30 protein-coding genes are annotated in these 25483 nt (G+C 75.5%); 16 read left to right on the forward strand and 14 right to left on the reverse strand.

The genetic code is table 11. The features are described from left to right. The first annotated feature begins 121 nt into the window (after positions 1-121). The gene (locus tag ASF50_RS01580; protein ID WP_056903280.1) at positions 122-1171 is read left to right on the forward strand and encodes an NAD(P)/FAD-dependent oxidoreductase; all 1050 of its coding nucleotides are present in this window, start codon (positions 122-124) and stop codon (positions 1169-1171) included. On the opposite strand, the gene ASF50_RS01585 is transcribed toward ASF50_RS01580, so the two are convergent. Continuing rightward, positions 1156-1827 carry a TetR/AcrR family transcriptional regulator gene (locus ASF50_RS01585; protein ID WP_082502650.1) on the reverse strand — a complete coding sequence of 224 codons (672 nt, stop codon included), beginning with the start codon at positions 1825-1827 and terminating at the stop codon, positions 1156-1158. The genes ASF50_RS01580 and ASF50_RS01585 overlap by 16 nt on opposite strands. 174 nt (positions 1828-2001) lie before the next feature. Between ASF50_RS01585 and ASF50_RS01595 the strand changes: the two genes are divergently transcribed. Further along, entirely contained in the window at positions 2002-2673 is a 672-nt protein-coding gene (locus tag ASF50_RS01595; protein WP_056863264.1) for a helix-turn-helix transcriptional regulator, read from the forward strand. A 303-nt stretch (positions 2674-2976) separates the two neighbouring features. Further along, positions 2977-3477 (forward strand): ribonuclease H family protein, encoded by a 501-nt coding sequence (locus tag ASF50_RS01600; protein ID WP_235557518.1) that lies wholly within the window; start codon positions 2977-2979, stop codon positions 3475-3477. Positions 3478-3643: 166 nt separating this feature from the next. Here the strand turns inward: ASF50_RS01600 and ASF50_RS01605 are convergent, their stop codons facing one another. Both ASF50_RS01605 and ASF50_RS01610 read right to left on the reverse strand, forming a co-directional pair. After that, complete coding sequence (locus ASF50_RS01605; RefSeq protein WP_056863265.1) at positions 3644-4447, reverse strand: ABC transporter permease; 804 nt, start codon at positions 4445-4447, stop codon at positions 3644-3646. Further along, complete coding sequence (locus ASF50_RS01610) at positions 4444-5445, reverse strand: ATP-binding cassette domain-containing protein (RefSeq protein ID WP_056903283.1); 1002 nt, start codon at positions 5443-5445, stop codon at positions 4444-4446. The genes ASF50_RS01605 and ASF50_RS01610 overlap by 4 nt, the downstream gene beginning before the upstream one ends. Before the next feature lie 226 nt (positions 5446-5671). Between ASF50_RS01610 and ASF50_RS01615 the strand changes: the two genes are divergently transcribed. Continuing rightward, on the forward strand, positions 5672-6454 hold the full coding sequence (locus ASF50_RS01615; protein ID WP_056863267.1) for an enoyl-CoA hydratase/isomerase family protein: 783 nt from the start codon (positions 5672-5674) through the stop codon (positions 6452-6454). A 13-nt stretch (positions 6455-6467) separates the two neighbouring features. Here the strand turns inward: ASF50_RS01615 and ykgO are convergent, their stop codons facing one another. The 5 genes from ykgO to ASF50_RS01635 are packed head-to-tail and all read right to left on the reverse strand — an operon-like array spanning position 6468 to position 8153. Further along, positions 6468-6590 carry a type B 50S ribosomal protein L36 gene (gene ykgO / locus ASF50_RS01620; protein WP_056863268.1) on the reverse strand — a complete coding sequence of 41 codons (123 nt, stop codon included), beginning with the start codon at positions 6588-6590 and terminating at the stop codon, positions 6468-6470. Then, positions 6587-6805: a 50S ribosomal protein L32 gene (gene rpmF / locus ASF50_RS01625; protein WP_056863269.1), complete on the reverse strand. Its 219-nt coding sequence runs from the start codon at positions 6803-6805 to the stop codon at positions 6587-6589. Before rpmF ends, ykgO begins: the two co-directional genes overlap by 4 nt. Further along, positions 6805-7170: a GTP-binding protein gene (locus tag ASF50_RS19370; protein WP_200920018.1), complete on the reverse strand. Its 366-nt coding sequence runs from the start codon at positions 7168-7170 to the stop codon at positions 6805-6807. The genes rpmF and ASF50_RS19370 overlap by 1 nt, the downstream gene beginning before the upstream one ends. A 48-nt stretch (positions 7171-7218) precedes the next feature. Beyond that, positions 7219-7878 carry a GTP-binding protein gene (locus ASF50_RS19375; RefSeq protein WP_200920019.1) on the reverse strand — a complete coding sequence of 220 codons (660 nt, stop codon included), beginning with the start codon at positions 7876-7878 and terminating at the stop codon, positions 7219-7221. Further along, positions 7875-8153, reverse strand: a complete 279-nt coding sequence (locus ASF50_RS01635; protein WP_056903284.1) for a type B 50S ribosomal protein L31 — start codon at positions 8151-8153, stop codon at positions 7875-7877. The genes ASF50_RS19375 and ASF50_RS01635 overlap by 4 nt, the downstream gene beginning before the upstream one ends. Before the next feature lie 64 nt (positions 8154-8217). Here ASF50_RS01635 and rpmB point away from each other — a divergent pair, with 64 nt between their 5' ends. Genes rpmB through rpsN form a run of 3 tightly spaced genes read left to right on the forward strand, consistent with a single transcriptional unit; the run spans position 8218 to position 8928 of the window. Further along, on the forward strand, positions 8218-8454 hold the full coding sequence (gene rpmB, locus ASF50_RS01640) for a 50S ribosomal protein L28 (protein ID WP_056903285.1): 237 nt from the start codon (positions 8218-8220) through the stop codon (positions 8452-8454). Further along, the gene (gene rpmG, locus ASF50_RS01645) at positions 8454-8621 is read left to right on the forward strand and encodes a 50S ribosomal protein L33 (RefSeq protein WP_056863273.1); all 168 of its coding nucleotides are present in this window, start codon (positions 8454-8456) and stop codon (positions 8619-8621) included. Before rpmB ends, rpmG begins: the two co-directional genes overlap by 1 nt. A gap of 1 nt (position 8622) precedes the next feature. Continuing rightward, positions 8623-8928, forward strand: a complete 306-nt coding sequence (rpsN, locus tag ASF50_RS01650) for a 30S ribosomal protein S14 (protein ID WP_056903286.1) — start codon at positions 8623-8625, stop codon at positions 8926-8928. Between the two features lie 15 nt (positions 8929-8943). Here the strand turns inward: rpsN and ASF50_RS01655 are convergent, their stop codons facing one another. From ASF50_RS01655 to ASF50_RS01670, 4 genes are all read right to left on the reverse strand, one after another. Beyond that, positions 8944-11046: a xanthine dehydrogenase family protein molybdopterin-binding subunit gene (locus tag ASF50_RS01655; RefSeq protein ID WP_056903287.1), complete on the reverse strand. Its 2103-nt coding sequence runs from the start codon at positions 11044-11046 to the stop codon at positions 8944-8946. Then, a complete protein-coding gene (locus ASF50_RS01660; protein WP_056863276.1) occupies positions 11043-12050 on the reverse strand; it encodes an FAD binding domain-containing protein in 1008 nt (335 codons plus the stop codon). Before ASF50_RS01660 ends, ASF50_RS01655 begins: the two co-directional genes overlap by 4 nt. Continuing rightward, on the reverse strand, positions 12047-12649 hold the full coding sequence (locus ASF50_RS01665; protein ID WP_056863277.1) for a 2Fe-2S iron-sulfur cluster-binding protein: 603 nt from the start codon (positions 12647-12649) through the stop codon (positions 12047-12049). The genes ASF50_RS01660 and ASF50_RS01665 overlap by 4 nt, the downstream gene beginning before the upstream one ends. A 302-nt stretch (positions 12650-12951) precedes the next feature. Beyond that, positions 12952-13161 (reverse strand): hypothetical protein, encoded by a 210-nt coding sequence (locus ASF50_RS01670; RefSeq protein WP_056863278.1) that lies wholly within the window; start codon positions 13159-13161, stop codon positions 12952-12954. A 222-nt stretch (positions 13162-13383) separates the two neighbouring features. Here ASF50_RS01670 and ASF50_RS01675 point away from each other — a divergent pair, with 222 nt between their 5' ends. From ASF50_RS01675 to ASF50_RS01695, 5 genes are all read left to right on the forward strand, one after another. After that, a complete protein-coding gene (locus ASF50_RS01675; protein ID WP_056863279.1) occupies positions 13384-13572 on the forward strand; it encodes a ferredoxin in 189 nt (62 codons plus the stop codon). After that, positions 13569-14858, forward strand: a complete 1290-nt coding sequence (locus tag ASF50_RS01680; RefSeq protein WP_235557519.1) for an NAD(P)/FAD-dependent oxidoreductase — start codon at positions 13569-13571, stop codon at positions 14856-14858. Before ASF50_RS01675 ends, ASF50_RS01680 begins: the two co-directional genes overlap by 4 nt. A 10-nt stretch (positions 14859-14868) precedes the next feature. Then, positions 14869-15753, forward strand: a complete 885-nt coding sequence (locus tag ASF50_RS01685) for an oxidoreductase (RefSeq protein ID WP_056903288.1) — start codon at positions 14869-14871, stop codon at positions 15751-15753. A gap of 101 nt (positions 15754-15854) precedes the next feature. Then, the gene (locus ASF50_RS01690) at positions 15855-17420 is read left to right on the forward strand and encodes an adenylate/guanylate cyclase domain-containing protein (protein ID WP_056863281.1); all 1566 of its coding nucleotides are present in this window, start codon (positions 15855-15857) and stop codon (positions 17418-17420) included. Further along, complete coding sequence (locus ASF50_RS01695) at positions 17417-18613, forward strand: acyltransferase family protein (RefSeq protein ID WP_056903289.1); 1197 nt, start codon at positions 17417-17419, stop codon at positions 18611-18613. Before ASF50_RS01690 ends, ASF50_RS01695 begins: the two co-directional genes overlap by 4 nt. Here ASF50_RS01695 and ASF50_RS01700 read toward each other — a convergent pair. Beyond that, positions 18546-19319 carry a helical backbone metal receptor gene (locus ASF50_RS01700; protein ID WP_056903290.1) on the reverse strand — a complete coding sequence of 258 codons (774 nt, stop codon included), beginning with the start codon at positions 19317-19319 and terminating at the stop codon, positions 18546-18548. The two genes, ASF50_RS01695 and ASF50_RS01700, sit on opposite strands and share 68 nt — an antisense overlap. A 94-nt stretch (positions 19320-19413) precedes the next feature. Between ASF50_RS01700 and ASF50_RS19860 the strand changes: the two genes are divergently transcribed. The 4 genes from ASF50_RS19860 to ASF50_RS01720 all read left to right on the forward strand — a co-directional run bounded on the left by ASF50_RS19860 (position 19414) and on the right by ASF50_RS01720 (position 23579). Next, positions 19414-21384: a clostripain-related cysteine peptidase gene (locus ASF50_RS19860; RefSeq protein ID WP_156718029.1), complete on the forward strand. Its 1971-nt coding sequence runs from the start codon at positions 19414-19416 to the stop codon at positions 21382-21384. Between the two features lie 190 nt (positions 21385-21574). Then, the gene (locus ASF50_RS01710) at positions 21575-22810 is read left to right on the forward strand and encodes a YibE/F family protein (protein ID WP_056903292.1); all 1236 of its coding nucleotides are present in this window, start codon (positions 21575-21577) and stop codon (positions 22808-22810) included. A 49-nt stretch (positions 22811-22859) separates the two neighbouring features. Next, positions 22860-23357: a DUF2975 domain-containing protein gene (locus ASF50_RS01715; protein ID WP_056903293.1), complete on the forward strand. Its 498-nt coding sequence runs from the start codon at positions 22860-22862 to the stop codon at positions 23355-23357. A gap of 12 nt (positions 23358-23369) precedes the next feature. Then, positions 23370-23579, forward strand: a complete 210-nt coding sequence (locus ASF50_RS01720) for a helix-turn-helix domain-containing protein (protein WP_056863287.1) — start codon at positions 23370-23372, stop codon at positions 23577-23579. A 16-nt stretch (positions 23580-23595) separates the two neighbouring features. Here ASF50_RS01720 and ASF50_RS01725 read toward each other — a convergent pair whose 3' ends face one another. Then, positions 23596-25416 carry a CapA family protein gene (locus ASF50_RS01725; RefSeq protein ID WP_056903294.1) on the reverse strand — a complete coding sequence of 607 codons (1821 nt, stop codon included), beginning with the start codon at positions 25414-25416 and terminating at the stop codon, positions 23596-23598. Between the last annotated feature and the right edge of the window lie 67 nt (positions 25417-25483).

The raw sequence follows: 25483 nt of genomic DNA on the forward strand, positions 1-25483 counted from the left end.
GGCTCCTGGGGTCGGGCGCCGTGCGGCGGTGCACGACGGGGGCCCACCATGGCACGCCTGCCCTCCCGATCGGGTCCTCGCGGGTGAGGGGCGCGTCGAGGTGGCAGAGCAGGGTGGGGTGATGAGCACCGCTGCGACGCACCCGACCACCCCGTCGACCCCGGTCGCGGGCCCCGTCGTCGTGGTGGGGGGCGGGCTGTCCGGCATCGCCTGCGCCCGCGCGCTCCACGACGCGGGGCGCGAGGTCGTGGTCGTCGACCGCGGTCACCGCATCGGCGGGCGCATGGCCAGCAAGCGCCTGGAGGGGCGGCCGGTCGACACCGGGGCGTCCTACCTCACCGTCTCCGACCGCCGCTTCGCCGAGGTCGTGGAGGCCTGGCGCGTGGCGGGCCTGGCCCACCGCTGGACCGACACCTTCTCGGTGCTCGAGCCCGGCGCCGACCCGAGCGCCAAGGAGGGTCCGGTGCGCTGGGGCACCCCCGGCGGCATGCGCAGCCTGGTCGAGGCCCTGGCCGAGGGTCTCGACGTACGCCGCGGCGCCGTGGAGCGCGTGGAGTCGGGCGACGACGGTCTGCGGGTGGTGGCCGACGGGGTCGACCTCGCGCCGGCCGGCGCGGTCGTGCTGGCCATGCCCGACGAGCAGGCGGCTCGTCTGCTCGGGGGCGACCACGGCGCGGTGGCAGTGCGGCTGACCCGGCCCTCCGAGCCGGTGATCGCGCTGGTGGCCCGTTGGCCCGAGCGCGCCTGGGACTCCGCGGCCCCGGGCGGCGCCTTCCACGGCGCCTTCGTCAACGGCGACGACGACGTGGCCTGGATCGCCGACGACGGGCGCCGGCGCGGCGACGACGCCCCGGTGCTGGTCGCCCACTCGACGCCCGCGCTCGCCGCCCGGCACCTCGACGACCCGGCTGCGGCCGGGCCGGTGCTGGTCGCTGCGCTGCGCCGACTGCTCGACCTCCCGGAGCCGGCCTCGATGCTGGTGCACCGCTGGTCTCTGGCCAAGCCGACCGGGGAGCGGGCCGAGCCGTGCCTGCTCGCGGAGGTGCCGGGCGGTCTGGTCGGCGTCTGCGGCGACGGGTGGGGGCCGCAGTCGAAGGTGGAGGGCGCGTGGCTCTCCGGCACCGCCCTGGCCGAGGCGCTGCTGCGCCTGCCGGATCAGTCCTCGCGCTGAGCCCCGGCGGCGACGGCGAGGGCGTCGTCGAGGTCGAGGCCGACCGTCTGGAGCATCACGGCCACGTGCAGCGCCTCCGGGTCGAGCCCGGTCACGGCGTCGGCCTCGCCGCGCTCGCCGGCCAGGGTGCGTCGCATCATCGCGACCGCACCCCCCACGACGTGGGTGACGGTGGACTCGGGGTCGGGTGAGCGGAAGCGGCCGGCCGCGATGCCGTGGACGAGCAGCCGACGGGCGTAGGGCGCCATCGAGCCGTTGACGGGGGTGTCGGCGTGGTTGAGGTGGACCAGCAGGCGCGCGAACCCCGGGTCGACCAGGGGCAGCCGCACCACCCGGCGCACGACCCGCGCGGCGGTGACCGCAGGGTCCTCGCCCGCGGTGCCGGGATCGGCGGTGTCGGGGTCGTCGGGCCCGTGCACGGCGGAGGCCACCAGCTCGGCCATCGTCTCGGCAGCGATGGTGGCGACGAGGTCGTCCTTGGAGCCGAAGTGGTTGTAGAAGGACCCCAGGGCCACGCCGGCGCGCTCGGTGATCTCCTGCACGCGCAGCCCGGAGACCCCTCGCTCGGCCACCAGCGAGCGCCCGGCCGTGACGAGCTGGCCCCGGGTGCGCGCCCGTCGGCGCGCCACCGCCTGCTCGTGCTCCGCCGCGCTCATCGGGCCCAGTATGGACCGGCGGGCCCGTCCGTTCGGAGAGGTCGCGCAGGCTTACGGCGTACGTACGATGTGCGTGATGTGTCATCCATATGTCATCGTGGACCTCATTCAGATGGGTGAGGACCGCGTGGGCGGTGCTGACCTGCGCAAACTCCAGGCAGTAGGTTCGAGCCCGTGATTGTCTCCACGCCCATCCGCGCCACCCTCGTCGACGACTACGCCGTCGTCGCCCCGGGCGTCCGTCACCTGCTCCAGCCCTACTCCGACCGCATCGTGCTGGTCGACCTCGCCGACGCCCTCGCCGACCCGCGCTCGGTCGACGTCGTGCTCTACGAGCCCGTCGGCCTGCGCGAGAGCGACCACGAGAGCCTGCAGCGCCTCGTGCACGTCGGCGGCGCCCGCGCCGTGGTCTTCACCTGGCGCGACCAGGCCCAGCACCTCGCCGGCGCCGCCTCGCCCGGCCGGCTCTCCAAGGCCCTCCCCGCGGCCGACCTGGTCACGGGTCTCGAGCGCATCCACCGCCAGCAGCCCGGGCGCCCCGGCCAGCCCGGCGCCGCCGGCCAGCACCGGCCGGTCGACCGCACCCCCCACGGCGCGCTCAGCGGCAACAGCGCCACCGCCGCGCTCTCGCTGACCCCGCGGGAGGCCGAGATCCTCGCCCTGATCGTGCAGGGCTACACCAACGTCGAGATCGGCAAGAAGCTCTACCTCTCGATCAACTCGGTGAAGACCTACGTGCGTGGCGCCTACCGCAAGATCGACGTCACCCGGCGGCCCCAGGCGGTGGCCTGGGGCATGCAGAACGGTCTGGGCGGGGTGTCGACCTCGCCCGACCACGTGGCCTGACCGGCCTCCGCGGGGCGGACCAGACCACCGCGGGCCCCTCGCGGCCCGCGCCCCCAGGGGCGGCGCGCCTTTACTCTCACCCCCAGGGGTGAAAGTGCCGGGAGGGCTCGTGCGGAGGCCGATGTCGGGTTATATTTCTCTTGTCTTCATCTTCACCACCGCGGGTGACTTCTCACCAGCACCGGGTGACACGCAAGACGAGTAGCGCTCAGGGGGTGCCTACCCACAGACGCGCTTCGGGCGGCGGATCCATCGGATCCGCCGCCCGAAACCATTTCCGGGGGGTGTGTCAGGGTGTCCGGCGTGCCGACCACCTCCCGCTCGTCCTCCCGCCCGTCCTCCGCCCGCACCCGGCGTCCCGCCAAGCCCGCGATGGTCGCGCCGCCCGGCGCCCGCCAGGTGTTCACCGACGGGGCCTGCTCGGGCAACCCCGGACCCGGCGGGTGGGCCTGGGCCCTCGACACCGCGGTGCACGCCTCGGGCGCCGAACGGCCCAGCACCAACCAGCGCATGGAGATCCGCGCCGCCCTCGAGGCCGTGCTGGCCCTGGAGGGCCCGCTGGTCGTGGTCAGCGACTCGACCTACGTCGTCCACTGCTTCCGCGACGCCTGGTGGAAGGGGTGGCGCCAGCGCGGCTGGACCAACACCGCCCGCAAGCCCGTCGCCAACCGCGACCTGTGGGAGCCGCTGGTCGACGCGGTGGAGGCCCGCGGCGACGTCGTCTTCCACTGGGTCAAGGGCCACTCGGGCCACCCGATGAACGACTTCGTCGACCGGCTCGCGGTGGCGGCCAGCAAGGGCTGACCGCGGTGCGGGTTTCACCGGCTGGCTGGCGAAACCCGCACCTGTCGGCCCACGCGTCGGCCGACAGGTGCGGGTGTGGGCCGACAGGTGTGACGGGTGGTGCCGGCGGGGCGGGGGCCGGCGGACCGCGCGGCGGCGCTGCCGCGCGAGGGCCGGCCCGACGGCGCTACTTGCTGGTCGAGAGGCGGTACTGCCGCACCGAGAGCGGCACGAAGACGACCAGGATCAGCAGGACCCACAGCAGCGTGTAGAGCGCCGGGTGCTGCATCGACCAGGCCTCCTGGGGCGGGGCGGTGGCCGGCACGTTGCCGAAGAGCTCGCGCACGGCCTGGGTCAGCGTCGACACGGGGTTCCACTCGACCACCGTGCGCAGCACCGAGCCGAAGCTCTCGGTGGGCACGAAGGCGTTGGAGACGAAGGTCAGCGGCATGATGACGATGAACGAGGCGTTGTTGATGACCTCGACGCTCGGCACGAGCAGGCCGACCCAGGCCATCACCCAGCTGATCGCGTAGGCGAAGAGCAGCAGCAGGCCGAAGGCGAGCAGCGCGTCGACGACCCCGTCGCGGATGCGCCAGCCCACGAGCAGACCGGTCAGCGACATGATGACCACCGACAGCACGTTGTAGACGACGTCGGAGGTCGTGCGGCCCACGAGCACCGCCGACGACGACATCGGCAGCGAGCGGAAGCGGTCGATGATGCCCTTCTGCATGTCCTCGGCCAGGCCGGCGCCGGTGAACGTGGCGCCGAAGACCACGGTCTGGGCGAAGATGCCCGGCACCAGGAACTCCTTGTAGTCCACGCCCTCGGGGGAGATGGCGCCGCCGAAGACGTAGGCGAAGAGCAGCACGAACATGATCGGCGAGATCAGCACGAAGACGAGCACCTCGGGCACCCGCTTGATCTTGATCAGGTTGCGCTTGGCGACCACCCAGCCGTCGGTGGCGGCGCGGGTCATGGTGCTCATCGGAGGGCCTCCGTGGGGGTCGGGGAGTCGTCGGTCGCGGCCGGCGAGCCGGGCGTGGCCGAGGTGGCGTGACCGGTGAGGGTCAGGAAGACGTCGTCGAGGGTGGGCCGGCGCAGCCCGACGTCGAGAACCTCCACGCGGTGCTCCTCGAAGTCGCGCAGCACCTCCAGCAGCGCGGACGCGCCGCGGTCGACGGCTGCGGTGAGGGCCCGACCGTTGTCGCCGACCGAGACGCCGCCGACGGCGACCCGCTCGAGCACCCGCTGGGCCGTCTCGCGGTCGGCGGCGTCGCGCAGCACGATCTCGATCCGCTCCCCGCCGGTCTGGGCCTTGAGCTCGTCGGCCGTGCCGCGGGCGATGGCGTTGCCGTGGTCGATGACGACGATGTCGTCGGCGAGGCGGTCGGCCTCCTCGAGGTACTGCGTCGTCAGCAGCAGGGTGGCGCCGGAGGCGACCAGCTCGCGGATGACGTCCCACATCTGCTGCCGGCTGCGCGGGTCGAGCCCGGTGGTCGGCTCGTCGAGGATGAGCACGGGCGGCTCGGCGACGAGGGCGCCGGCCAGGTCGAGGCGGCGCCGCATGCCGCCGGAGTAGGTCTTCGAGGGCCGGTCGCCGGCGTCGGCGAGGTCGAAGCGCTCGAGCAGCTCGCGCGCTCGGGTGCGCGAGCGGGCGCGGCCCAGGCCGTAGAGCCGGCCGACCATCTCGAGGTTCTCGTAGCCCGTGAGGTGCTCGTCGACCGCGGCGTACTGCCCCGAGAGGCCGATGCGCGAGCGCACGCCCTCGGGGTCGGCCAGCACGTCGACGCCGGCGATCTGCGCGCTGCCGCCGTCGGGCTTGAGCAGCGTGGCCAGGACGCGCACCGCGGTGGTCTTGCCGGCGCCGTTGGGCCCGAGCAGCGCCAGCACGGTGCCCTCCGGCACGGAGAGGTCGAGCCCGCGCAGGGCCTCGACCTCCTTGTAGCGCTTCACCAGGCCGGTGGCGCGGATCATCTCGTCCATGGGGTCCTCTCCTCAGGTGCCGACGCGAGGTGGACCCGGGTCGACGCCGAGAATCATCGCGCGCGGCACCGACAGTCGCCAGCGGATTGACGGCCCGGCCGGCGACCGGCCGGCGACCGGTCGGCGGCCGGTCCGCGTTGCGCCGAGCCGTACGGCGTGGCAGCGTCGTCGGCCGGCCGCCGGCCACCGACCGGACGGTCGTGGACCCACCACCGAGGAGCCCGCCATGCACCCCCTGCGCCTGGAGCGCGACGGCGCCGTCGCGACCGTCGTGCTCGACCGGCCCGCCCAGCGCAACGCCCTCGACCTCGCGCTCAAGGTCGCGCTGCGCGAGGCGCTGGGCGAGGTCGCCGCCGACGAGGGGGTCAGGGCCGTGGTGCTCACCGGTGGCCCGGAGGCCTTCTGCGTCGGCCAGGACCTCGCCGAGCACGCCGCCGCGCTGGCCGAGGGTCCGGCCTTCGACACCGTCACCGAGCACTACAACCCGGTCGTGACCGCGCTGGCCACCATGCCCAAGCCGGTCGTGGCGGCCGTGGCCGGCCCCTGCGTCGGGGCGGGCCTGGGGCTGGCCCTGGCCTGCGACCTGCGGCTGTGGAGCACCACGGCCCGCCTCGGCACGGCCTTCTCCGGGATCGGCCTGACCTGCGACTCGGGCCTGTCGACCACGCTCGTGCGCGCGGTCGGCGAGCAGCGCGCCCGCGAGCTCGTGCTGCTGGCCCAGCCCTTCGGGCCCGACGAGGCCGTGGCCTGGGGCCTGGGCGGCCGCGTCGTCGAGCCCGACGCGCTGCTCGAGGAGGCGACCGCCCTGGCGCGGCGGCTGGCGGCCGGCCCCACGGCGGCGTACGCCGAGTCCAAGCGGCTGCTCGCCGACGCCGCCGCGGGCCGACCGCTGGCCGAGACCCTCGCGGCCGAGGCGGCCGCGCAGGTGCGCCTCGGCGCCACGGCCGACCACGCCGGCGCGGTGGCGTCGTTCCTGGCCAAGCAGCGCCCGACCTTCGAGGGTCGCTAGGCGCCGGAGCGGCTCAGCCCTGGCGCGCCTTGAGGCGGGGGTTCTGCTTGTTGATCACGTAGGTGCGGCCGCGGCGGCGGACGACCTGCGACCCGGGCTGCTGCTTCAGCGAGCGCAGCGAGTTGCGGACCTTCATCGGTCACCTCCTCCCGGGGTGCGGGCGCGGGCGCGGGTGGGGGCGCCGGTGGCGGGGTCGACCAGGCCGCGCTCGACGGCGCGGAGCAGGCGCCGGGGCACGAGGTGCTCCTCGCCGGCGACCGTGACCGGCACGAGGGCGGGAGGGGTCGCCTTCCACTGCGAGCGGCGGTGACGGGTGTTGCTGCGCGAGGTGCGGCGCTTCGGCACGGCCATCAGGCGATCTCCCTCACGGGGCCCAGCCACGGCTCGAAGCCGTCGACCGGGCGCTGCCACGACTGCCCGGAGGCCTCCTCGGCGGTGGTCATCAGCAGGGCCTCGAAGGCCTCCTCGAGGTGGTCGGGCCGCGCGCCGACGCCGGTGAGCACCAGGCGGGTCTGCGCGGGGCGACGGCCCCACGACTCGCCGGCGCCGATGCTGAGCTGGCCGCCGGCGCCGTCCCACTCCAGCGCTCGCCCGGGGCGGGTGGGCAGCCAGAAGCAGCCGCGCGAGCGGTGGCGTCCGCTGCCGAGGTCCTCGAGGCCCTCCAGCAGTCGGTCGGGGTGGAAGGCACGGTCGGAGCGCAGGTCGGCCTGCCACACGTCGGGAACGTCGGGGGAGGGCACGTCCTGGGTGCGGTAGGGCGAGGCTCAGGCGGTGGTCGCGGCGTGGTCGTGCAGCCCGTCGGCGACCAGCGCGCCGTCGAGCAGCTCGGGGCCTGCGACGACGCGGGCGCCCGGCCGGGCCAGCGTGCGCAGCAGGGCCAGGCCCGCGGGCTCGCGCTCGCCGGTGACCACGACGACGTCGGCGTGCTCGACCATGCCCGAGGCGACCTCGCCGACACCGCGCTCGTCCTCGTGTGACGTCGCGACGCCGCGCTCGGCCATCAGCGCGTCGCCGAGCAGGTCGTCGACCACGGTGGGGCCGGCGACGGCGGTCACGACCCCGGCGACGCGCAGGTGACGGGCCAGGCGCGCGTCCCAGGTCAGCACGTGGCACACCTGCGCGGCGTCGGCACCGACCGGCAGGTGCGCGACGACGGTGCCCCAGCGCCCGTCGCGGGCCAGCCGCTCGATGGTCGGCACGACGTCCTCGCGCAGCGCGCAGCTCACGCAGGCGTGCTCGAGGTCGACCTCGGCGCGGTCGAGCACGCCGGTGACGTCGCTGACCACCCGGGTGAGCAGCTGCCGCTCGACGTCGATGTGGTGGCGCACGGCGACGGCCTGCGGCAGGTCCCACTGCAGGCTCACCAGGGTCGCGTCCATCGCGTCGGGGGAGACGCCCGTGACCAGGACGACGGGTGTCCTCACGACGACCGCCCCCCTCCGGCGCGAGCGCCGTAGCGGCGCTGGAAGGCCTCGACACGGCCCTCGCTGTCGAGCACGCGCCCCTTGCCGGTCCAGAAGGGGTGGCTGGCGCTGCTCACGTCGACGTCGACCACGGGGTAGGTCGCGCCGTCGACCTCGATGGTGCCGCTCTCGCCCGCCGCGCGCTCGACCAGCGTCGAGCGCGTGAGCACGACGTCGCCGGTGGAGCGGTCACGGAAGGCGACCAGGTCGTAGGTCGGGTGGATGCCGGGTCTCAACGGGACCTCCTGAGGTGGTTAGAATGAGAATCGTTCTCACCTTATCCCATCACCAGGAGGACCCGTGTCCCGCACCTGCCAGGTCACCGGGCGACAGCCCGGCTTCGGCCACCACGTGTCGCACTCGCACCGACGCACCAACCGGCGCTTCGACGTCAACGTCCAGAAGAAGCGCTACCGGGTGCCGAGCCTGGGCCGCACCGTCACGCTGCGGCTCAGCGCGCGCGGAATCAAGGTCGTCGACGCGCGCGGCATCGAGTCGGTCGTCGCCGACATCCAGCGCCGGGGCGGGAGGCTCTGATGGCGCGCGGCAGCGACATCCGCCCGGTCGTCAAGCTCCGCTCCACCGCGGGCACCGGCTACACCTACGTCACCCGCAAGAACCGGCGCAACGACCCCGACCGGCTCGAGCTGAGCAAGTACGACCCCCGCGTGCGCCGTCACGTGGCCTTCCGCGAGGAGCGCTGAGGTGGCCACGACCGCGAAGATCGCCGCCGACGCCCGCCGCCGGCGCACCGTCGAGCGGTACGCCGGGAGGCGCGCCGCCCTCAAGGAGCGGGTGCGCCGGGCCGAGCCGGGCTCCGCGGAGCTGGCCGACGCCGTGCGCGCCCTCTCGCGCCTGCCGCGCGACTCCTGCCCGGTGCGCGTGCGCAACCGCGACCAGGTCGACGGTCGCCCGCGTGGCTACCTGCGCAGGGCGGGGGTCTCGCGGATCACCTTCCGGGCGCTGGCCCTCCGCGGCGAGCTGCCGGGGATCACCACGTCCAGCTGGTGACCCCCGGCGCCCGTCTCAGCGCACGAAGCGGTCGGCGGTGACCGGCAGGTCGCGCACGCGGATGCCGGTGGCGTGCCAGGCGGCGTTGGCGACGGCCGCCGCGGTGCCGACGATGCCGATCTCGCCGATGCCCCGCCCCCCGAAGGGCGTGGCGAGGGTGTCGGTGTCGTCGGCGAGCCACTCGACCTCGATGCCGTGCACGTCGGCGTGCGAGGCCACGTGGTAGGTCGCGAGGTCCTGGGTGACGACGTGACCGAAGCGCGGGTCGCGCACCGACTCCTCGAAGAGCGCGCCCGAGAGGCCCATGACTAGGCCGCCGTAGAACTGCGAGCGGGCGGTCATCGGGTTGATCACCCGACCCGAGGAGTAGACCCCCAGCAGCCGCGGCGCGCGCAGCTCGCCGGTCCAGCGGTGGACGCGGACCTCCGCGAAGACCGCACCGAAGGAGTGCAGCGCGTAGCGGTCCATGTCGGGGTAGGCCTCGGCCGTCGCGGTCGAGGCCACCCCGGCGTCGGGGTGCTCGCCGTGGTCGGCGCGCAGCTGCTGCACGGTCTGCACGATCGCGGTGCCCCACGACCCGGTGCCGGCCGACCCGCCGGCCACCGTGGCCGCGGGCTGGTCGGTGTCGCCGATGTGGAGGTCGACCGCGGCGGGGTCGACGCCCAGGGCGTCGGCGGCGATCTGCACCAGCACCGTGCGGGCGCCGGTGCCGATGTCGACGGCGCCGATCGACACGGCGTAGCGGCCGCCCCCGAGCGACTCCACGCGTGCGGTGTTGCCCGGCATCCACAGCGTCGGGTACGTCGCCGCGGCCACGCCGGTGCCGACCCACCAGTCGCCCTCCTGCACGGTGCCGGGAGCCGACGGGCGACCGGCCCAGCCGAAGCGCTCGGCGCCGCGCTCGAGGCACTCCACCAGGCGGCGGTTGTTCCACGGGTTGCCCGTCTCGGGGTCGACGTCGGGCTCGTTGCGCACGCGCAGCTCGATCGGGTCGACCTCGCAGGCGAAGGCCAGCTCGTCCATGGCGACCTCCTGGGCGAACATGCCGGGCATCTCGCCGGGCGCGCGCATCCAGGACGGCACCGCCACGTCGAGCGCGGCGACGCGGTGGGTCGTCGCGCGCGCGGGCGCGGCGTACATCATGCGGGCCGCGGTGGCGGTCTGCTCGGTGAACTCCTTGATCGCCGAGGTCTGGCTCACCGCGTGCTGCTCGATGCCCAGCAGCCGCCCGTCGGGCTCGGCGGCCAGGCGCACGTGGGAGACCGTCTCGGTGCGGTAGCCGGTGAGTGCGAACATCTGCTGGCGGGTCACCGCCAGCTTGACCGGCCGGCCCGGCACCGACAGCGCGGCCAGGACGGCCGCCATCTCGGGGGCGTGGGGCAGGCCCTTGCTCCCGAAGCCGCCGCCGACGTAGGGCGCCCGCACGGTGATCTGCGAGGCCTCGAGGCCGAGCATCGGCGCGAAGGTCGTGGCGACCGCGTGGACGGCCTGGGTGGAGTCCCACAGCGTCAACCGCTCGCCGTCCCACAGCGCCGTGGCGGCGTGGGGCTCCATCGGGCTGTTGTGCTCGTGGGGGGTGGAGTAGCGCTGGTCGACGACCACAGCGGCCCCGGCGAAGGCGGCCGCGACGTCGCCGTCGGCCCAGTCGGTCTCGTGGCCGGCGTTGACCGACTCCGGGGCGTAGGTCTCGGCGCCCTCGAGGGAGGCCCGGTGGGGCTCCTCGTCGTAGGCGACGTGCACCAGGCGGGCACCCTCGCGGGCGGCCTCGGGGGTCTCGGCGAGCACGACCGCGACGATCTGGCCGCGCAGCCCGACCCGGTCGTCCTGGAGGACCGCCAGCTCGCGGTCCTCGGTGTCGGCCAGGCGCGGCGCCGACTCGTGGTCGAGCACGCTCACGACGCCGGGGTGGGCGAGCGCGGCGGCGGGGTCGACGCGCACGACGCGGCCGCGCGCGATCGTCGACTGCACGAGCCAGGCGGTGAGCGGGGCCTCGACGCCGTCGTCGGCGCCGTGCTCCATCGCGTAGCGGGCGTGGCCGGTGACCTTCTCCCGGCCGTCGGCGCGGTCGAGGTGGGTGCCCATCGAGCGTGCCTCGATGGGGGTGGCCTGCTGGGTCATCGGGTGCCTCCCTGCTGCTTCGACGCGAGCTGGTGCATCACCAGCGCGGTGGCGTTGCGGACCATGGCGACCTTGAACGCGTTGTCGTCGCCGGTCTCGGCCGCGCGCAGCTCCTCGGCCGCGGCGGCGCGCACGGCGTCCTCGCTGTAGACCTCGCCGCGCAGGGCCTGCTCGGCCACCGTGGCGCGCCACGGCTTGTGGGCCACGCCGCCCCAGGCGATGCGCACGTCGCGCACGACGTCGCCGTCGAGCTCCAGCGCGCCGGCCACCGAGACCAGGGCGAAGGCGTAGGACGCGCGGTCGCGCGCCTTGTAGTACGTCGAGTGCCGCGTCAGCTCGCTGCCGCGCAGCTCGACGGCCGTGACCAGCTCCCCGTGGGCCAGGGTGGTGTCGTCCTCGGGGTGGTGACCGGGCAGTCGGTGCAGGTCGGCGAGCGGCACGCGCCGCTCCCCGTCGGGGCCGAGCACGACGACGTCGGCGTCGAGGGCGGCCAGGCCCACGGCCATGTCGGAGGGGTGGGTGGCGACGCAGTCGGCGCTCGTGCCGAGGATGGCGTTGTAGCGCCCGTAGCCCTCCAGCGCCGAGCAGCCCGAGCCGGGCTCGCGCTTGTTGCACGGCGTGGTGACGTCCTGGAAGTAGACGCAGCGGGTGCGCTGCAGCAGGTTGCCGCCCGTGGTGGCCTGGTTGCGGATCTGGCCCGAGGCGCCCGCGAGCAGCGAGCGCGAGAGCGCCGGGAAGGTGCTGCGGACCACCGGGTGGGCGGCGAGGTCGCTGTTGCGCACGTTGGCGCCGATGCGCAGCCCGCCGCGGTCGCCCTCGAGGACCTCGACGGTGTCGAGGGGCAGCCGGCTGACGTCGACCAGGGTCGAGGGGGTCGCCACCCCCAGCTTGAGGTGGTCGACCAGGTTGGTGCCGCCGCCGAGGAAGCGGGCGTGGGGGTCGGCGCTGACGGTGGCGACCGCGGAGGCGGCGTCGTCGGCGCGGACGTAGGTGAGCTCCTTCACCGGACGCCCTCCGTCTCGTGGTCGTGGGTGTGGCGGGCGGGGTCGACGCCCTGGCCGGCGGTCCGGCCCGCGGCCTGGCGCACGGCGTCGAGGATGCCGACGTAGGCGCCGCAGCGGCACAGGTTGCCGCTCATGCGCTCGCGGATCTCCTCGTCGGTCAGCTCGACGTCGCCGCCGACCTCGAGGTCGTCGGTCACGTGGCTGGGGTGGCCCTGCTCGGCCTCGTCGAGCACGCCGACGGCGGAGCAGATCTGGCCGGGGGTGCAGTAGCCGCACTGGTAGCCGTCGTGGTCGAGGAAGGCCTGCTGCACGGGGTGCAGCGCGCCCTCCCCGCGGGAGCCCGGATCAGCCGCGGAGCCGGTGAGCCCGGCGGCGGTGACGATCTCGTCGCCGTCGTGGGCCACCGCGAGGGCCAGGCAGGTGAGGTGGCGACGCCCCTCGAGGAGCACGGTGCACGAGCCGCACTGGCCGTGGTCGCACCCCTTCTTGGGGGCGGTCGCGCCGACCCGCTCGCGCAGGGCGTCGAGCAGCGTCGTGCGGGTGTCGACGTCGAGCGTGTGCTCGCTGCCGTCGACGGTGAGCGTGATGGAGGTGTCCATGGGCCGCCTTCCGTGGGATGCCAGGGTGGCCTCCTCGACTCTCCCTCCCGGGCGCGCCGCAGCGTCCACCCGCGGGGGTGAACGGGCCCGCGGACACCGGTCCGCGAGGCTGCTCGACGTGCAGCGGCGCGGTCCGCTCCCACCCGCGCGGGTGGGACGGTGCGGGTGCGGCGCGAGGGATGCTCGGAGCAGCGGTCGCCGCGGCGGCCGAGTCGGTCAGGCGGGGCTCACGCAGCCCGCCGGGGGGCGCCGAACTCCCGACCAGGCTGGCCCGCGGCGACCGCTGACCGTGCCGCGGGGCCTCAGCCGACCATGACGGGGCCCACCGGGACGGCGAGCGCCGAGCTGCTCTGCTCCTCGACGGGCGTGGGCGGGTCGAGGTCGGTGTCGTCGCCCTGCAGCAGCCCGATGAGCAGGATGACGCCGCCCACGACCACGAGCAGCACGAGCACGGCGGCGGGCACCAGCCACCGTGCCCGGTTGCCTGCGGGGGTCTTGGCCTGGTCGGTCATCGGTCCTCCGATCGCGAGGCGGAAGGTCCGGCCTCTCCTCCACCGTGCCACGGGGCGCGGGCCGGTATCTCCCACAGAAGGGTGACTCCGACGTCGCCCGCGACACGTGCCGTGACCTTCGCCACAGGTGCCGCGGTGGCCGGGCGCGGTCTGCCATCGTGCGAGCGGGCCGGTCGCCCCGACCGGCCGTCCCCCCACGACCCCGAGCCCCGAGGTGCGCCCATGAAGATCACCGTCGACTACGACCGTTGCGAGGGCATCGGCATGTGCGAGTCGCTGGCCCCCCACCACTTCCAGCTCGAGGACAACGGCGACCTCACCGTGCTCCAGGCCGAGGTCGCTCCCGAGGACGTCTCCGACGTCGAGGAGGCCGTGGCCAGCTGCCCCACCGGGGCGCTGCGACTCCAGTGACCGCTCCGGGGCCGACGCCCGACCGCGGCGCGCCGCCGGACCCCGCCACCGGCCGACTGGTCGTGGTCGGCGCCTCGCTCGCCGGGCTGCGCGCGGTCGAGGCGGCCCGCAAGGCGGGGTTCGCCGGGTCGATCACGCTGGTCGGCGCCGAGGAGCACCTGCCCTACGACCGCCCGCCGCTGTCCAAGGCGCACCTCGGGGCCGGCCCCGGGGCGGAGCCCGCAGCACCCTTCCTGCGCGAGGAGGCCCACCTGCGCGAGGAGCTCGGGGTCGAGCTGCTGCTCGGCCGGCCGGCCACCGCGCTCGACACCGCCGCGCGCGTCGTCCACGTCGGCGGGCGCGAGGTGGCCTACGACGCCGTCGTGCTCGCCACCGGGTCGACGGCGCGGCGCCTGCCCGGCACCGACCACCTCGACGGCGTGCACCCGCTGCGCACCCTCGACGACGCGCGCGTGGTGCGGCGCGCCCTCGAGGCGCGGGCACGCACGGTCGTGGTGGGCGCGGGGTTCATCGGCTCCGAGGTCGCCTCCGCGGCCCGGGGGCGGGGCCTCGACGTCACCGTGGTGGAGGCCCGGCCCACGCCGCTGGTGCGGGCCGTGGGCGCGGACCTGGGCGCCCACGTCGCCGCCATCCACGAGCGCCACGGCACCCGCCTGCTCACCGGCGTCGGCGTCGCCTCGGTCGAGGGCGACGGCTCGGGCCGGGTGGAGCGGGTCGTGCTCGACGACGGCACGGTGCTGCCGGCCGACCTGGTGGTCGTCGGCATCGGTGTCGTGCCCGCCACCGGCTGGCTGGAGGGCTCCGGGCTGCGCCTCGACGACGGCGTCGTCTGCGACGAGACGCTGTGGGCCGGCGCCCCCGGGGTCTGGGCCGCGGGCGACGTCGTGCGCTGGCCCAACGCCACGATGGGGGAGACCCAGCGGCTGGAGAACTGGACCGGGGCCGCCGACCAGGGGGCCGCGGCCGCGCGCAACGCGCTCGACCCGGCCGCCGCGGCGGCGTACGCGACGGTGCCCTTCTTCTGGTCCGACTGGTACGACGTGCGGATCCAGATGATCGGCTCGCCGGTGGCCGACGAGGTGCTCGTCGTCGACGGCGACCCGACCGCGGCCGGACGCTGGGTGGCGCTCTACCGCCGCGGCGACCGGCTGATCGGCGCGCTGGCGGTCGACGCCCCGGCGGAGATCATGAAGTACCGCGCCCAGGTGACGCGGGGCGGCTCGTGGGACGACGCGCTGGCCCACGCCGCGACGCGGCGCGAGCGGGCCGCCAGGTCGGCTTCCTAGGCTGGGACCCATGAGCGACTTCCTCGTGCCCGACCAGACCGACCGCACCTGGCTGGTGACCGGCGCCAACTCCGGGCTCGGCCTGGAGACCTCCCGGATGCTGGCGGCCGCCGGCGCCCACGTGGTCATGACCGCCCGCGACGCCGCGAAGGGGCGGGCCGCGGCCGAGGAGGTCCGCGGCGGCCTCGGCGGCCGGGGGTCGGTGGAGGTCGCCGCGCTCGACCTGGCCGACCTGGCCTCGGTGCGGGCCCTGGCCGAGGGCTGGGAGCGTCCGCTGCACGGCGTGGTCGCCAACGCCGGGATCATGATGGTGCCGCAGGGCCGCACGGTCGACGGCTTCGAGCTCCAGCTCGGCACCAACCACCTGGGCCACTTCGCGCTGGTCAACCTGCTGCTGCCCCACGTGGCCGACCGGGTGGTGTCGGTGTCCTCGGCGCTGCACAAGGGCCCGCCGCTGGACTTCGACGACCTCTTCCTGGAGCGCTCCTACTCGCCGGGGCGGGCCTACCAGCAGAGCAAGCTGGCCAACCTGCTCTTCACCGCCGAGCTCCAGCGACGCCTCGGTGCGTCCGGCTCCGCGGTGCGCGCGACCGCCGCGCACCCGGGCTACGCCGCGACCAACCTCCAGTCGCACCACGCCGTGCCGCTGATGAACACCCTGATGGCGGTGGGCAACCGCGTCGTCGCGACCAGTGCCGAGGAGGGGGCCCGCCCCTCGGTGATGGCGGCGACCTACGACCTCGTCGGCGGCACCTACGTCGGTCCGTCGCGGCTCGGCGGGCTCCGCGGCGCCCCCGCACCGGCCTCGCGCTCGCTGGAGGCGGCCGACCACGGCGCGGCCCGACGGCTGTGGGACGTCTCCGAGGAGCTGACGGGCGTGGGCTGGGTGCTGTGACCTGCGGGTTCGGCTGAGCCGCGCCCCGCGGGTGCGGCACACTGGGCCCGAGCACGGCCGTCGACGACGGCCCCCACGGAGGCCGGACGGAGGTGGCTGGAGTGAGCCCTGGGACCGCCGGCACCGTCCAGGCCGCCCGCAACCCGTTCGGGTCGTGGCTGCTGGGCCCGGCCGACCAGAGCCTGCGGGCGCTGCGGGTGCGGATGCAGCTGCTGCTCACCGTCATCCTGCTCACCACCCACAGCATCGGCGCGGGCGTGGTGGTCGTCCTGTCGACCTTCGTCTTCGCCCAGGAGACGCCGGAGGCCGACATGGCCCTCGCGCTCTTCATCGCCATCCCGGTCTACGTCGGCCTCGCGCTCGTGCTCGGGGCGGTCCGGGGCACCCGCGGCACCCTCAAGGCCCTGCGCTGGGCCACCCGCGGCGAGGAGCCCACCCCGCGCGACCGGCTCCGCACGCTGCGGGTGCCGCTGCGCCTGACCCTGCTCCAGGCGGGGCTCTGGCTGGCCGCGGCGGCGCTCTTCACCCTCCTGTCGGCGCTGCTGCAGCCCTCGCGGGCGGTGAGCACGGGCCTGACCGTGGCCATCGCCGGGCTGGTGGTGTGCGCGGTGGCCTACCTGCTCACCGAGTTCACGCTGCGCCCGATCGCGGCGCGCGCCCTCACCGGCGACACCTCCGCGCGGCGCCCGCGCGGCCTGGGGGTCGGCGGCCGGCTGCTCACCTTCTGGCTGCTCGGCACCGGCGCCCCGGTCGTCGGCCTGATGGTCGCGGCCGTGCTGGCCCTCACCGACGGGGTCTCCACCACCCGGCTGGCCGTCGAGGTGCTGGTGCTGGGCGGGGTGGTCCTCGTCTTCGGCCTGCTGGTCACCGTGCTCAACGCCCGCTCGGTGGTGGCCCCCATCGAGTCGGTGCGCCGCGCCATCGCCCAGGTCCGCACCGGCGACCTGTCGCAGCGGGTGCCGGTCTACGACGGCAGCGAGCTGGGCCTGCTCCAGGCCGGCTTCAACGAGATGGCCGACGGGCTGCGCGAGCGCGAGCACCTGCGCGACGTCTTCGGCCGCCACGTCGGGCGCGACGTCGCCGAGGCCGCGGCGGCGGGCGACCTCGAGCTGGGCGGGGCCTCGCGCGTGGTCACCGTGCTCTTCGTCGACCTCGTCGGCTCGACCTCCATGGCCGCCGACCGCGAGCCGGCCGAGGTGGTCGACGTGCTCAATCGCTTCTTCTCCGTGGTCGTCGACGAGGTCGGCGCCCACGGCGGCTTCGTCAACAAGTTCATGGGCGACGCGGTGCTGGCCGTCTTCGGCGCCCCGGTCGAGCTGCCCGACCACGCCGCGCGTGCCCTGGCTGCCGGGCGCGCGATGGCGCAGCGGCTGGCCGAGGAGCAGACCGACGTCGCGGCCGGCATCGGCGTCTACACCGGCGAGACGGTGGCCGGCAACGTCGGCACGACCGACCGGCTGGAGTACACGGTGATCGGTGACGCGGTCAACGCCGCCGCCCGCCTCACCGAGCTGGCCAAGGAGGTCGACGGCGGGCTGCTGACCTCGTGGGAGACCGTCGAGGCCGCGGGCGGCGACGAGGGCGCGCGGTGGCGGCGCCACGGCCGGGCCGTCCTGCGGGGCCGGACCGTCGAGACCACGCTGGCCGTGCCGGCCGACCTCGCGTGACCGCGGCGCCCCCGGCCCCCCGGCAGCCCGACCGGCAGCCCGACCGGCAGCCCGACCGTCAGGTCTGGGCCGACGTCGCCAAGGGCGCGTGCATCCTGCTGGTCGTGCTCCACCACGCCGTCGGCAAGCTCTACGTGCCGGCGCTCATGGGCGAGCCCGGCCCGCCGCCGCTGCCGGGCACCGACCGCGCCGCCGGCGACGGCTGGCTCGATCCCTCCGGCCTGGCGCTGGTCTGGTACGAGCTGTCGGCGGCCCTCAAGCCGGTGCGGATGCCGCTGTTCTTCGTCGTGAGCGGCTTCTTCGCCGCCGGCGTCGTGCGCCGGCCGTGGCCCGCGCTGCGCCGTCGGGTGGGCACGACCGCGTGGGTCTACGCGGTGTGGCTGCTGCTGCTGGCGGCGTACTTCTCGGTGGAGCGGGCGATGCCGCTCAACCGCACCCAGGACGGCGCGGAACTGCTGGCCGACCTGGTCTGGGCCTCGACGGGGCTGTGGTTCCTCTACGCGCTGGTGGTCTACGTCGTGCTCGCGCGGCTGCTGGTGCGCTGGCCGCGGGCGACCCTCGCGGGCGCGGCCCTGCTCACCGCGGCGACCTCGTGGCTGCCGGTCGACGACCTCAACCGCGCCGCGGTGCTGACCCACTTCGTGTTCTTCGCCTGGGCCGCCTACCGGCCCCAGGACGTACGCCGGCTCGCCGGTCCCGCCGCCGGCCGGCCGGGGCGCGTGCTGCTGCTCGTGGCCGGCTTCGTGGCGCTGCTCGCGGCGCAGCGGGCCGCCGGTCTGCCGGGCAGCGCCGACCTGCTGGTGCTCGCCGTCGTCGGGGTGCCGCTCGGGCTGGCCGGCGCGGTCGCGCTGGCCGAGCGGCCGCGGGTCGGGACCGCGCTGGCGCGCCTCGGGGCGCTGACGCTGCCGGTCTACGTCCTGCACTCGCCGCTGCTCGCGCTGCTCGCCCACGCGCCGGCACTGCTGCCCCCGCCCGGGAGCCCGGTGCTCGCGCTGGCGTGGCCGGTGGTGGTGGCCGCCGCCGCCGTGGCGGTGTGCCTGGCGCTGCACCGGCTGCTGCTCGCGGTCGGCCTCGACTGGCTCTTCGCGCTGCCGCGCCCGGTGGCCGCGCGCGCCCCGGCGGGGCTCAGCGGGCCAGGGAGCGGTGGGCCTCGAGGAGCGAGGGCCCGTACCAGGTCAGCAGCCGACCGCTGACCAGCTCGGTCGCCACGCCGCCCGCGCCGTCCGGGCCGCCCGGGCCGCCCGGGCCGCCCGCGAACACCTCCGGGCCGTCGGCGGCGGTGAAGAGGTAGGGCTCGTCGGGCAGCAGCACCACGTCGGGGGCGGCCGCGACGACCTGCTCCGGGGAGGCGGCCGGATAGCGGTCGGGGTGGTCGGCGAAGACGTTGTCGAGACCGAGGCGACGGGCCAGGTCGCCGGTGAAGGTGCGCGCGCCGACGACCATCCACGGGTCGCGCCACACCGGGATGGCCACCCGTCGCGACACCGGTGGCACCGGGCCGCACCACAGCCTGCGGGCCTCGCCCAGCCAGGTCGGGCGCTCCCACCCGAGACCGTCGAGCAGCCGCTCCATCGAGCCGACCGCCTCCGGCACGGTCTCGATGCGGGTCACCCAGACCCGCACGCCGCTCTCGCGCAGCCGCCTCACGTCGAGCTCGCGGTTCTCCTCCTGGTTGGCCACGACCACGTCGGGCTCCAGCGCGCGCACCGCGGCGAGGTCGGGGTTCTTGGTGCCGCGCACCCGGGCGGCGCCGAGGTCGGCGGGGTGGGTGCACCAGTCGGTCGCGCCGACCACGGCGTCGCGGTCGACCGAGGCCAGCGCCTCGGTCAGCGACGGCACCAGCGACACCACCCGGCGCGCCGGTCGCGGTCCGTCGTACGCCGTGCCGAGGTCGTCCACCCGCCCGACGCTACCCGCCCGCTGGTCTAGCCACCGGGCAAAGCCCGGGGTCGTTCGGGCCCCGGCGCGGGCCGCGGCGTCCTAGCGTCGGGCCGTGCGCACGCCGAGCCGCCCCCGAGCCGCCCACCGCCGACCGGTCCGAGCCGCCGTGGCCGCAGCGCTGCTGGTGCTCGCCGCCGGCTGCGGGGGCGCGCCGTCGCCGGGGGAGGCGGACACGGGTGGGTCGGTGCCGACCGCCCACACCGGGCGCGAGGGCGACGGCTGGACGGTGCTGCACTACTCGATGGCCGACACCGACCTCGAGCCCTTCATGGTCGGCGACCTCAACGAGCTCGGTGCGGTGGGCTCCAACGACAACCTCCAGGTGCGCGAGCTGATGGACCGCTCGCCCGACTACGGCGCCGACCCGGCGCTCGACCAGGGCGACTGGGTCGGTGCGCGCGTGCTCGACCTGGGCCCCGCGGGCACGAGCGAGCTGGTGGAGGACCTCGGCGACGTCGACTCCGCCGACCCCGCGACCCTCGCCGACTTCGTGGCCGAGGGCATCGAGGCCCACCGGGCCGGTCACTACGCGCTGATCATCTCCGACCACGGCGCCTCGTGGCCCGGCGTCGGGCCCGACGACGGCACCGGCGAGGTGCTCGACCTGGCCGACCTGACGCGCGGCATCTCCGAGGGGCTGGAGCGCGCGGGCGTCGACAAGCTCGACCTGCTCGGCTTCGACGCCTGCCTGATGGCCAGTTACGAGGTGGCCAGCGCGGTCGCTCCGCTGGCCGACCGGCTGGTCGCCTCCCAGGAGCTCGAGCCCGGCCACGGCTGGGACTACGGCGCGCTCCGGCTGCTCGCCGAGGACCCCGACGCCACCGCCGACCAGCTCGGCGCGGCGCTGCTCGACGGCTTCGTCGCGCAGGCCGAGGCCGAGGGCACCGCCGACGGCATCACCCTCGGGCTGGTCGACCTGACGCGCATGGACGAGGTCGACGCCGCGATGGCCGCCTTCAGCGGTGCGCTCGCGGAGCGGGCGGTCGCGGTGGCACCCGTCGTGGGCCGCGCGGGGGCGGAGACGCTGGGCTTCGCCCGCAGCCCCGACGAGGCCGAGGACAGCCACATGAAGGACCTCGGGCTGCTCGCCACGACCATCGGCGTCGAGGCCCTCGACGTCTCCGACGAGGCCGACGCCCTGGTGCGCGCGATCGGCGACGCCGTCGTCTCCGAGGTCGACGGGGCCGCCACCCGGGGCGCCACCGGCCTGTCGATCTACTTCCCCCCCACCGCCGAGCTGGCCGACGGGGCCTATCTCGACGTCGCCTCCGCCGAGCCCTGGGCCGACTTCCTCACCGCCTACTACGACGCCGGCGCACAGATCCCCGCCGAGGAGACCGCCCAGTTCACCGACCTGGCCGACGGCCCGCTGGTGGAGCTGGAGGACGGCGGCGTCTACGTCACCGCGGAGTACGACGAGCTGGGCCAGGCCAACCTCACCGACGCCACCATCTCCTACGCCGTCGTCGAGCCCGACGGCTCGCTGACCTACCTCGGCGAGGAGAGCGCGGCCATCGACCCCGACGGGGCGCCGGTGGCCAGCGGCTTCTACGACCTCACGGCGCTGGAGATCAGCGACGGCATCGACACCGCCCGGGCCTACGTCTCGCTGCTGGTGGAGGAGGACGCCGACGTGGTCTCCCTCGACGTGCCGATGGCCTACTACGCCCCCGGCGACGTCGACGGCGAGACCTACCAGGACGTGCTGCTCTCGATCGAGATCGACGTCGACTCCGGCGACATCGTGGCCGAGACCTACTACGCCTACGACCCCGCGACCGAGGGCTACGGCGAGCTCAACGCCGAGCCCGACGGTCTCATCGTGCCGGAGGTCTACACGCTGCTCAACGACGGCTCGGAGCGCTGGACCCCCACCTCCGACGTCGGCCTCTACGCCGACCTCGAGGCCCTCACCTACGACCTCGTGCCGCTGGCGTCGGGCACCCGCCTGCAGCTCGACCTCACCGTCCACGACTACGGCGACAACGCCAGCACGATCAGCGGCTTCACCCAGGTGCCCTGAGGCGACGCCGGCCCGCCGCTAGGCTCGGGCGGGCCGGGCGCCGGCGCCACTTACTGACCGTTGGTACCACCTCCACACCGTTGTGACGGTCAGGTAGTGGGTCCAACGATCAGTAAGAGGGGGCCCCGCGATGGGTGCGCACCACCCGCGACACGCAGCACCGGGGACGGCTGAGGCCTCCTCGCCCCGCGTGCGACGACTGGCCCTCGCGGTGGTCGTGCCGCTGGCGCTCGTGACGCTGGGCTGCCTGGTCTGGCTGTGGCCGGGCTCGCTGCCCGGGCCCGACACGCCCGGCTCGCTGGAGCAGGTCGAGGGCGTGGTCACCGCGGTCAGCGTGGAGCAGTGTCCCGAGAGCGCGGCCACGGGCGGCACCACGCCCGACCCCGCCGCCGACCCCGCTGCCGACCCCTCTGCCGACCCGGCATCCGGCGCCGGCGGTGCCGCGGCGGCGAGCACCTGCGGCACCGCGACGGTGCGGCTGACCAGCGGCGCCGACGACGGGCTCGAGGTGGAGACGCCGCTGCCGACCGGCGCGGGTGCCGTCGAGGTCGGGGAGGGCGACGACGTGCTGCTGGTCGAGCTCGGGGCCGCGCGCGACCCCGACGGCTCCGTCGACGAGTCGGCGCCCCCGTCGTACTCGATCGTGGACCGGCAGCGCGGCACGGGGCTGGCGGTGCTGGTGGGGGCCTTCGCGCTGGCGGTCGTGGCCTTCGGTCGGCTGCGAGGGCTCACGGCGCTGCTGGGGCTCGGGGTGACCTTCGGGCTGCTGGTGTGGTTCGTGGTGCCGGCGATCCTGGCGGGGGAGTCGCCGCTGCTCGTGGCCATCGTGGGGTCGGCGGCGATCGTGCTGACGGTGCTCTACCTGACCCACGGGCCGAGCCTGTCGACCACCGTGGCGGTGGTCGGCACGATCGCGGCCCTGACCCTCACCGGGCTGCTCTCCGCGCTCTCGGTGGCGGTGCTGGGGCTGACCGGGGTCTCCGACGACCTGTCGTCCTCGCTCGGCACGACCTACGGCGTCAACGTGCAGGGCGTGCTGCTCGCGGGGATCGTCATCGGCTCGCTCGGCGTGCTCGACGACGTCACCGTCACCCAGGCCGCCACGGTGGAGGAGATCGCGCGGGCCAACCCGGGCTACGGCGCGCGCGAGCTCTACCGCGCCGCCACCCGCGTCGGGCGCTCCCACATCGCCTCGGTCATCAACACCATCGTGCTGGCCTACGCCGGCTCCGCGCTGCCGCTGCTCATCCTCGTCGTCGCCACCGACGACCCGCTGGGCGACGTCGTCACCGACCAGGTGATCGCCCAGGAGGTCGTGCGCAGCGTCGTGGCGACCTTCGGGCTGATGGCCGCGGTGCCGATCACCACGGCGCTGGCCGCCCTCGCGGTGCGCGAGGCCCGGTCGGGCAGTGGCCGCCTGGCGTGACCTATCGAATCACGATAGATTGTGATCGTTGGTCGAGAGGAGCGATGAGATGGGTCGTGTGGTGACGCTCGCGCTGCGGGCGGTGCTGGCCGTGGGGATCGCCGGGTCGCTCGTCGTCCAGGTCGTGCTGGTGCCGCTGGCGGCGCGCGACCTGTCGGGGGCCGGCGCGGAGGTGCTGCGGCTGCGCCCGGCGCTGCTCGTGCTCGCCGTGCTGGGCGTGCTGACCGTGCAGGTCACGATGGTCTGCACCTGGCGCCTGGCGACGATGGCCCGCCGGGGCACGGTCTTCTCCCGGGCGGCCTTCCGCTGGATCGACGTCGTCGTGGGCGCGATCGCCACGGCCTCGCTGCTCTGCTTCGTGCTCGGGGCGCTGCTCGCCCCGGGGGAGGCGGTAGCTCCCGGGGTGGTGCTGCTCGTGGGCGGCCTCGGGGTCCTCGCGGCGGGGGTGGCGCTCGTCGTGCTCGTGATGCGCGCGCTGCTGGTCCGGGCGGTCGACCGCGACGCGGAGGCGACGGCCCTGCAGACCGAGCTCGACGCGGTCATCTGATGGTGCTCTGAGGTGGCCATCGTCGTGGACGTCGACGTCATGCTGGCGCGGCGCAAGATGGCGGTGGGCGTGCTGGCCGAGCGGGTCGGCATCACCCCCGCCAACCTGGCGGTCCTCAAGAACGGCCGCGCCAAGGCGGTGCGTTTCGCGACGCTGGAGGCCCTCTGCGAGGCGCTGGACTGTCAGCCGGGGGACCTGCTGCGGTGGGTGCCCGACGAGTGAGCAGGCCCGCGCCGGGTCAGGGGGCGCTCCAGTGCTGCCAGTCGGGCTCGGAGTAATCGCCGCCCCACTCCCAGCCGCGGGAGGCGAAGGCGCGGAAGACGACGTCGCCGCGAGCGATGACGCCCGGCACGGCGCGGGCGCCGGGGGAGCGGTCGACGTCGGCGAACGCGCGACCGGCCGGCGGCAGCACGTCGCCCCCCAGGACGTAGGGGTTCTGCACGGGGTTGATGTCGAGGGCGCGGCCGAAGGCGTGGTCGGAGAAGCGGTCGGTGCCGGCCACGGTGCGGCAGTTGTAGCCCGAGGTGTTGTTGGCCGCCATCGAGCGGTCGTCGTCGCCGCCGTAGGCGTCGACGAGCCGCATCCGGCGGATCGGGAAGCGCTCGCGGTAGAGGGTGCGGAAGATCTGCGTGACCTCCTCGGCGACGTCCTCGTGCACGACCATCGCCCCGGTGCGGGCCGCTCCGTCGAAGCCGACGTAGGACATCCGCAGCTGGCGCAGGTCGGTCAGCGGCACCGGACAGGTGGGGCGGTGGCTGGAGCCGAGCATGCTGCGGCGCACGGCCGGCCCGATCCGGCGCACCTCGGAGCGGTACGCCGGCAGCGCCTCGGTCGCCGGCGTCCCGGGCTGCTGGGTGGGCTCGGGCGTGGCCTCGGGGTTGACCTCTGGTGCGGTGACGGGTGCTGCGGCGGGGCCGGGGCCGGGCTCGAGGCCGGTGCAGCCGCGCAGGCGGCGCCAGTCGGCGACGGCCTCGCCACGGGCCGCGCCGGTGACCGGCTGGGGCTGGCCGCCGAGCTCGGGGATGAGCGCCGGCCGCCAGGCGACGCCCTCGACGGCGTCGGCGGAGACCTCGACCTCGAGCACGCCGGTCTCGGCCTGCCGGCCGTGGTACCAGAGGAAGTTGCCCAGGCCGTAGCCCACGTAGGCGTCGTCGAGCAGCCCCCCGCCCTGGAGCTGGTGGGAGTGGGAGCCGACGACGACGTCGGCGCCGGCCTCGGCGAGCGAGGCGGCGAGGTCCTGCTGGAGCGGGGTGGGGCAGGCGGCGCCCTCCTCGCCCCAGTGCAGGTAGACGACCGTGACGTCGTCGGTGGCGGCGGAGTCGCGCACGGCCGCGACCAGCCGGGGGGCGTCGGGGGTGCGGGCGGCGGCGAGGCCGGGACCGGCGCCCTGCCGCACGCTCCAGGTCGGGTCGGCGCTCTCGAGGGGTGAGGAGTCCGCGGCCAGCACGCCCACGCTGAGCCCCTCGACCTCGACGCGGTGGGGGGTGAAGGCCGCGGTGGGGTCGGCGCCGACGCCGACCACGCCCACGGGGCTGTCGGCGGCGATCGCCAGGGTGTCGCGCAGGCCGGCCGCGCCGTAGTCGGCGCCGTGGTTGTTGGCGACCGAGACGACGTCGACGCCGGAGCGGTCGAGCAGGTCGAGGGCGGAGGGCGGGCTGCGGAACCAGTAGCGCAGTGACGGGTCCTCCAGCTCCTTGGCGGCCGGGGCGCCGGTGCCGGCGCGGGTCAGCGCGCTCTCGAGGTTGACCATCGCGAGGTCGGCGCCGCGCAGCACCCGCGACATCGGCCCGAGGGTGGAGCGGGGGCGCTCCGAGAGCCCGCGCAGGGCGCCCTCGAGGTGGACGTCGCCGGCGAAGGCGAGGGTGGCGGTCGGGCCGGCGGGGGCGGCGGACGCCGCGCGACCGGCCTCGGAGGCGGGGGCCTCGGACGTGCGCGCTGACTCCGCCTCGGAGCCGGGGCTGCACCCCCCGAGCACGAGCGAGCCGACCAGGGCACCGGCGAGCGCACCCGCGCCGCGTCGGCGCCCGCACCGCTCGCCACGCCGCCCGTGGTGTCGCATCTGGTCCCCGTCCGCCCGGCCTCGCCGGTGTGCGAGTGCCTCCACTGTGACGGGCGGCGCCAAGCAA

This window comes from Nocardioides sp. Leaf307, from assembly GCF_001423135.1.
GTDB lineage: Bacteria > Actinomycetota > Actinomycetes > Propionibacteriales > Nocardioidaceae > Nocardioides > Nocardioides kribbensis.

What these genes read in the sequence shown, in the direction of transcription:
- ASF50_RS01580 (WP_056903280.1), top strand. Translation starts at nt 122, where the DNA reads ATGAGCACCGCTGCGACGCACCCGACCACCCCGTCGACCCCGGTCGCG.
- ASF50_RS01585 (WP_082502650.1), bottom strand. Translation starts at nt 1,827, where the DNA reads ATGAGCGCGGCGGAGCACGAGCAGGCGGTGGCGCGCCGACGGGCGCGC.
- ASF50_RS01605 (WP_056863265.1), bottom strand. Translation starts at nt 4,447, where the DNA reads ATGAGCACCATGACCCGCGCCGCCACCGACGGCTGGGTGGTCGCCAAG.
- ASF50_RS01610 (WP_056903283.1), bottom strand. Translation starts at nt 5,445, where the DNA reads ATGGACGAGATGATCCGCGCCACCGGCCTGGTGAAGCGCTACAAGGAG.
- ASF50_RS01615 (WP_056863267.1), top strand. Translation starts at nt 5,672, where the DNA reads ATGCACCCCCTGCGCCTGGAGCGCGACGGCGCCGTCGCGACCGTCGTG.
- ykgO (WP_056863268.1), bottom strand. Translation starts at nt 6,590, where the DNA reads ATGAAGGTCCGCAACTCGCTGCGCTCGCTGAAGCAGCAGCCCGGGTCG.
- rpmF (WP_056863269.1), bottom strand. Translation starts at nt 6,805, where the DNA reads ATGGCCGTGCCGAAGCGCCGCACCTCGCGCAGCAACACCCGTCACCGC.
- rpmG (WP_056863273.1), top strand. Translation starts at nt 8,454, where the DNA reads ATGGCGCGCGGCAGCGACATCCGCCCGGTCGTCAAGCTCCGCTCCACC.
- ASF50_RS01655 (WP_056903287.1), bottom strand. Translation starts at nt 11,046, where the DNA reads ATGACCCAGCAGGCCACCCCCATCGAGGCACGCTCGATGGGCACCCAC.
- ASF50_RS01665 (WP_056863277.1), bottom strand. Translation starts at nt 12,649, where the DNA reads ATGGACACCTCCATCACGCTCACCGTCGACGGCAGCGAGCACACGCTC.
- ASF50_RS01670 (WP_056863278.1), bottom strand. Translation starts at nt 13,161, where the DNA reads ATGACCGACCAGGCCAAGACCCCCGCAGGCAACCGGGCACGGTGGCTG.
- ASF50_RS01675 (WP_056863279.1), top strand. Translation starts at nt 13,384, where the DNA reads ATGAAGATCACCGTCGACTACGACCGTTGCGAGGGCATCGGCATGTGC.
- ASF50_RS01685 (WP_056903288.1), top strand. Translation starts at nt 14,869, where the DNA reads ATGAGCGACTTCCTCGTGCCCGACCAGACCGACCGCACCTGGCTGGTG.
- ASF50_RS01715 (WP_056903293.1), top strand. Translation starts at nt 22,860, where the DNA reads ATGGGTCGTGTGGTGACGCTCGCGCTGCGGGCGGTGCTGGCCGTGGGG.
- ASF50_RS01725 (WP_056903294.1), bottom strand. Translation starts at nt 25,416, where the DNA reads ATGCGACACCACGGGCGGCGTGGCGAGCGGTGCGGGCGCCGACGCGGC.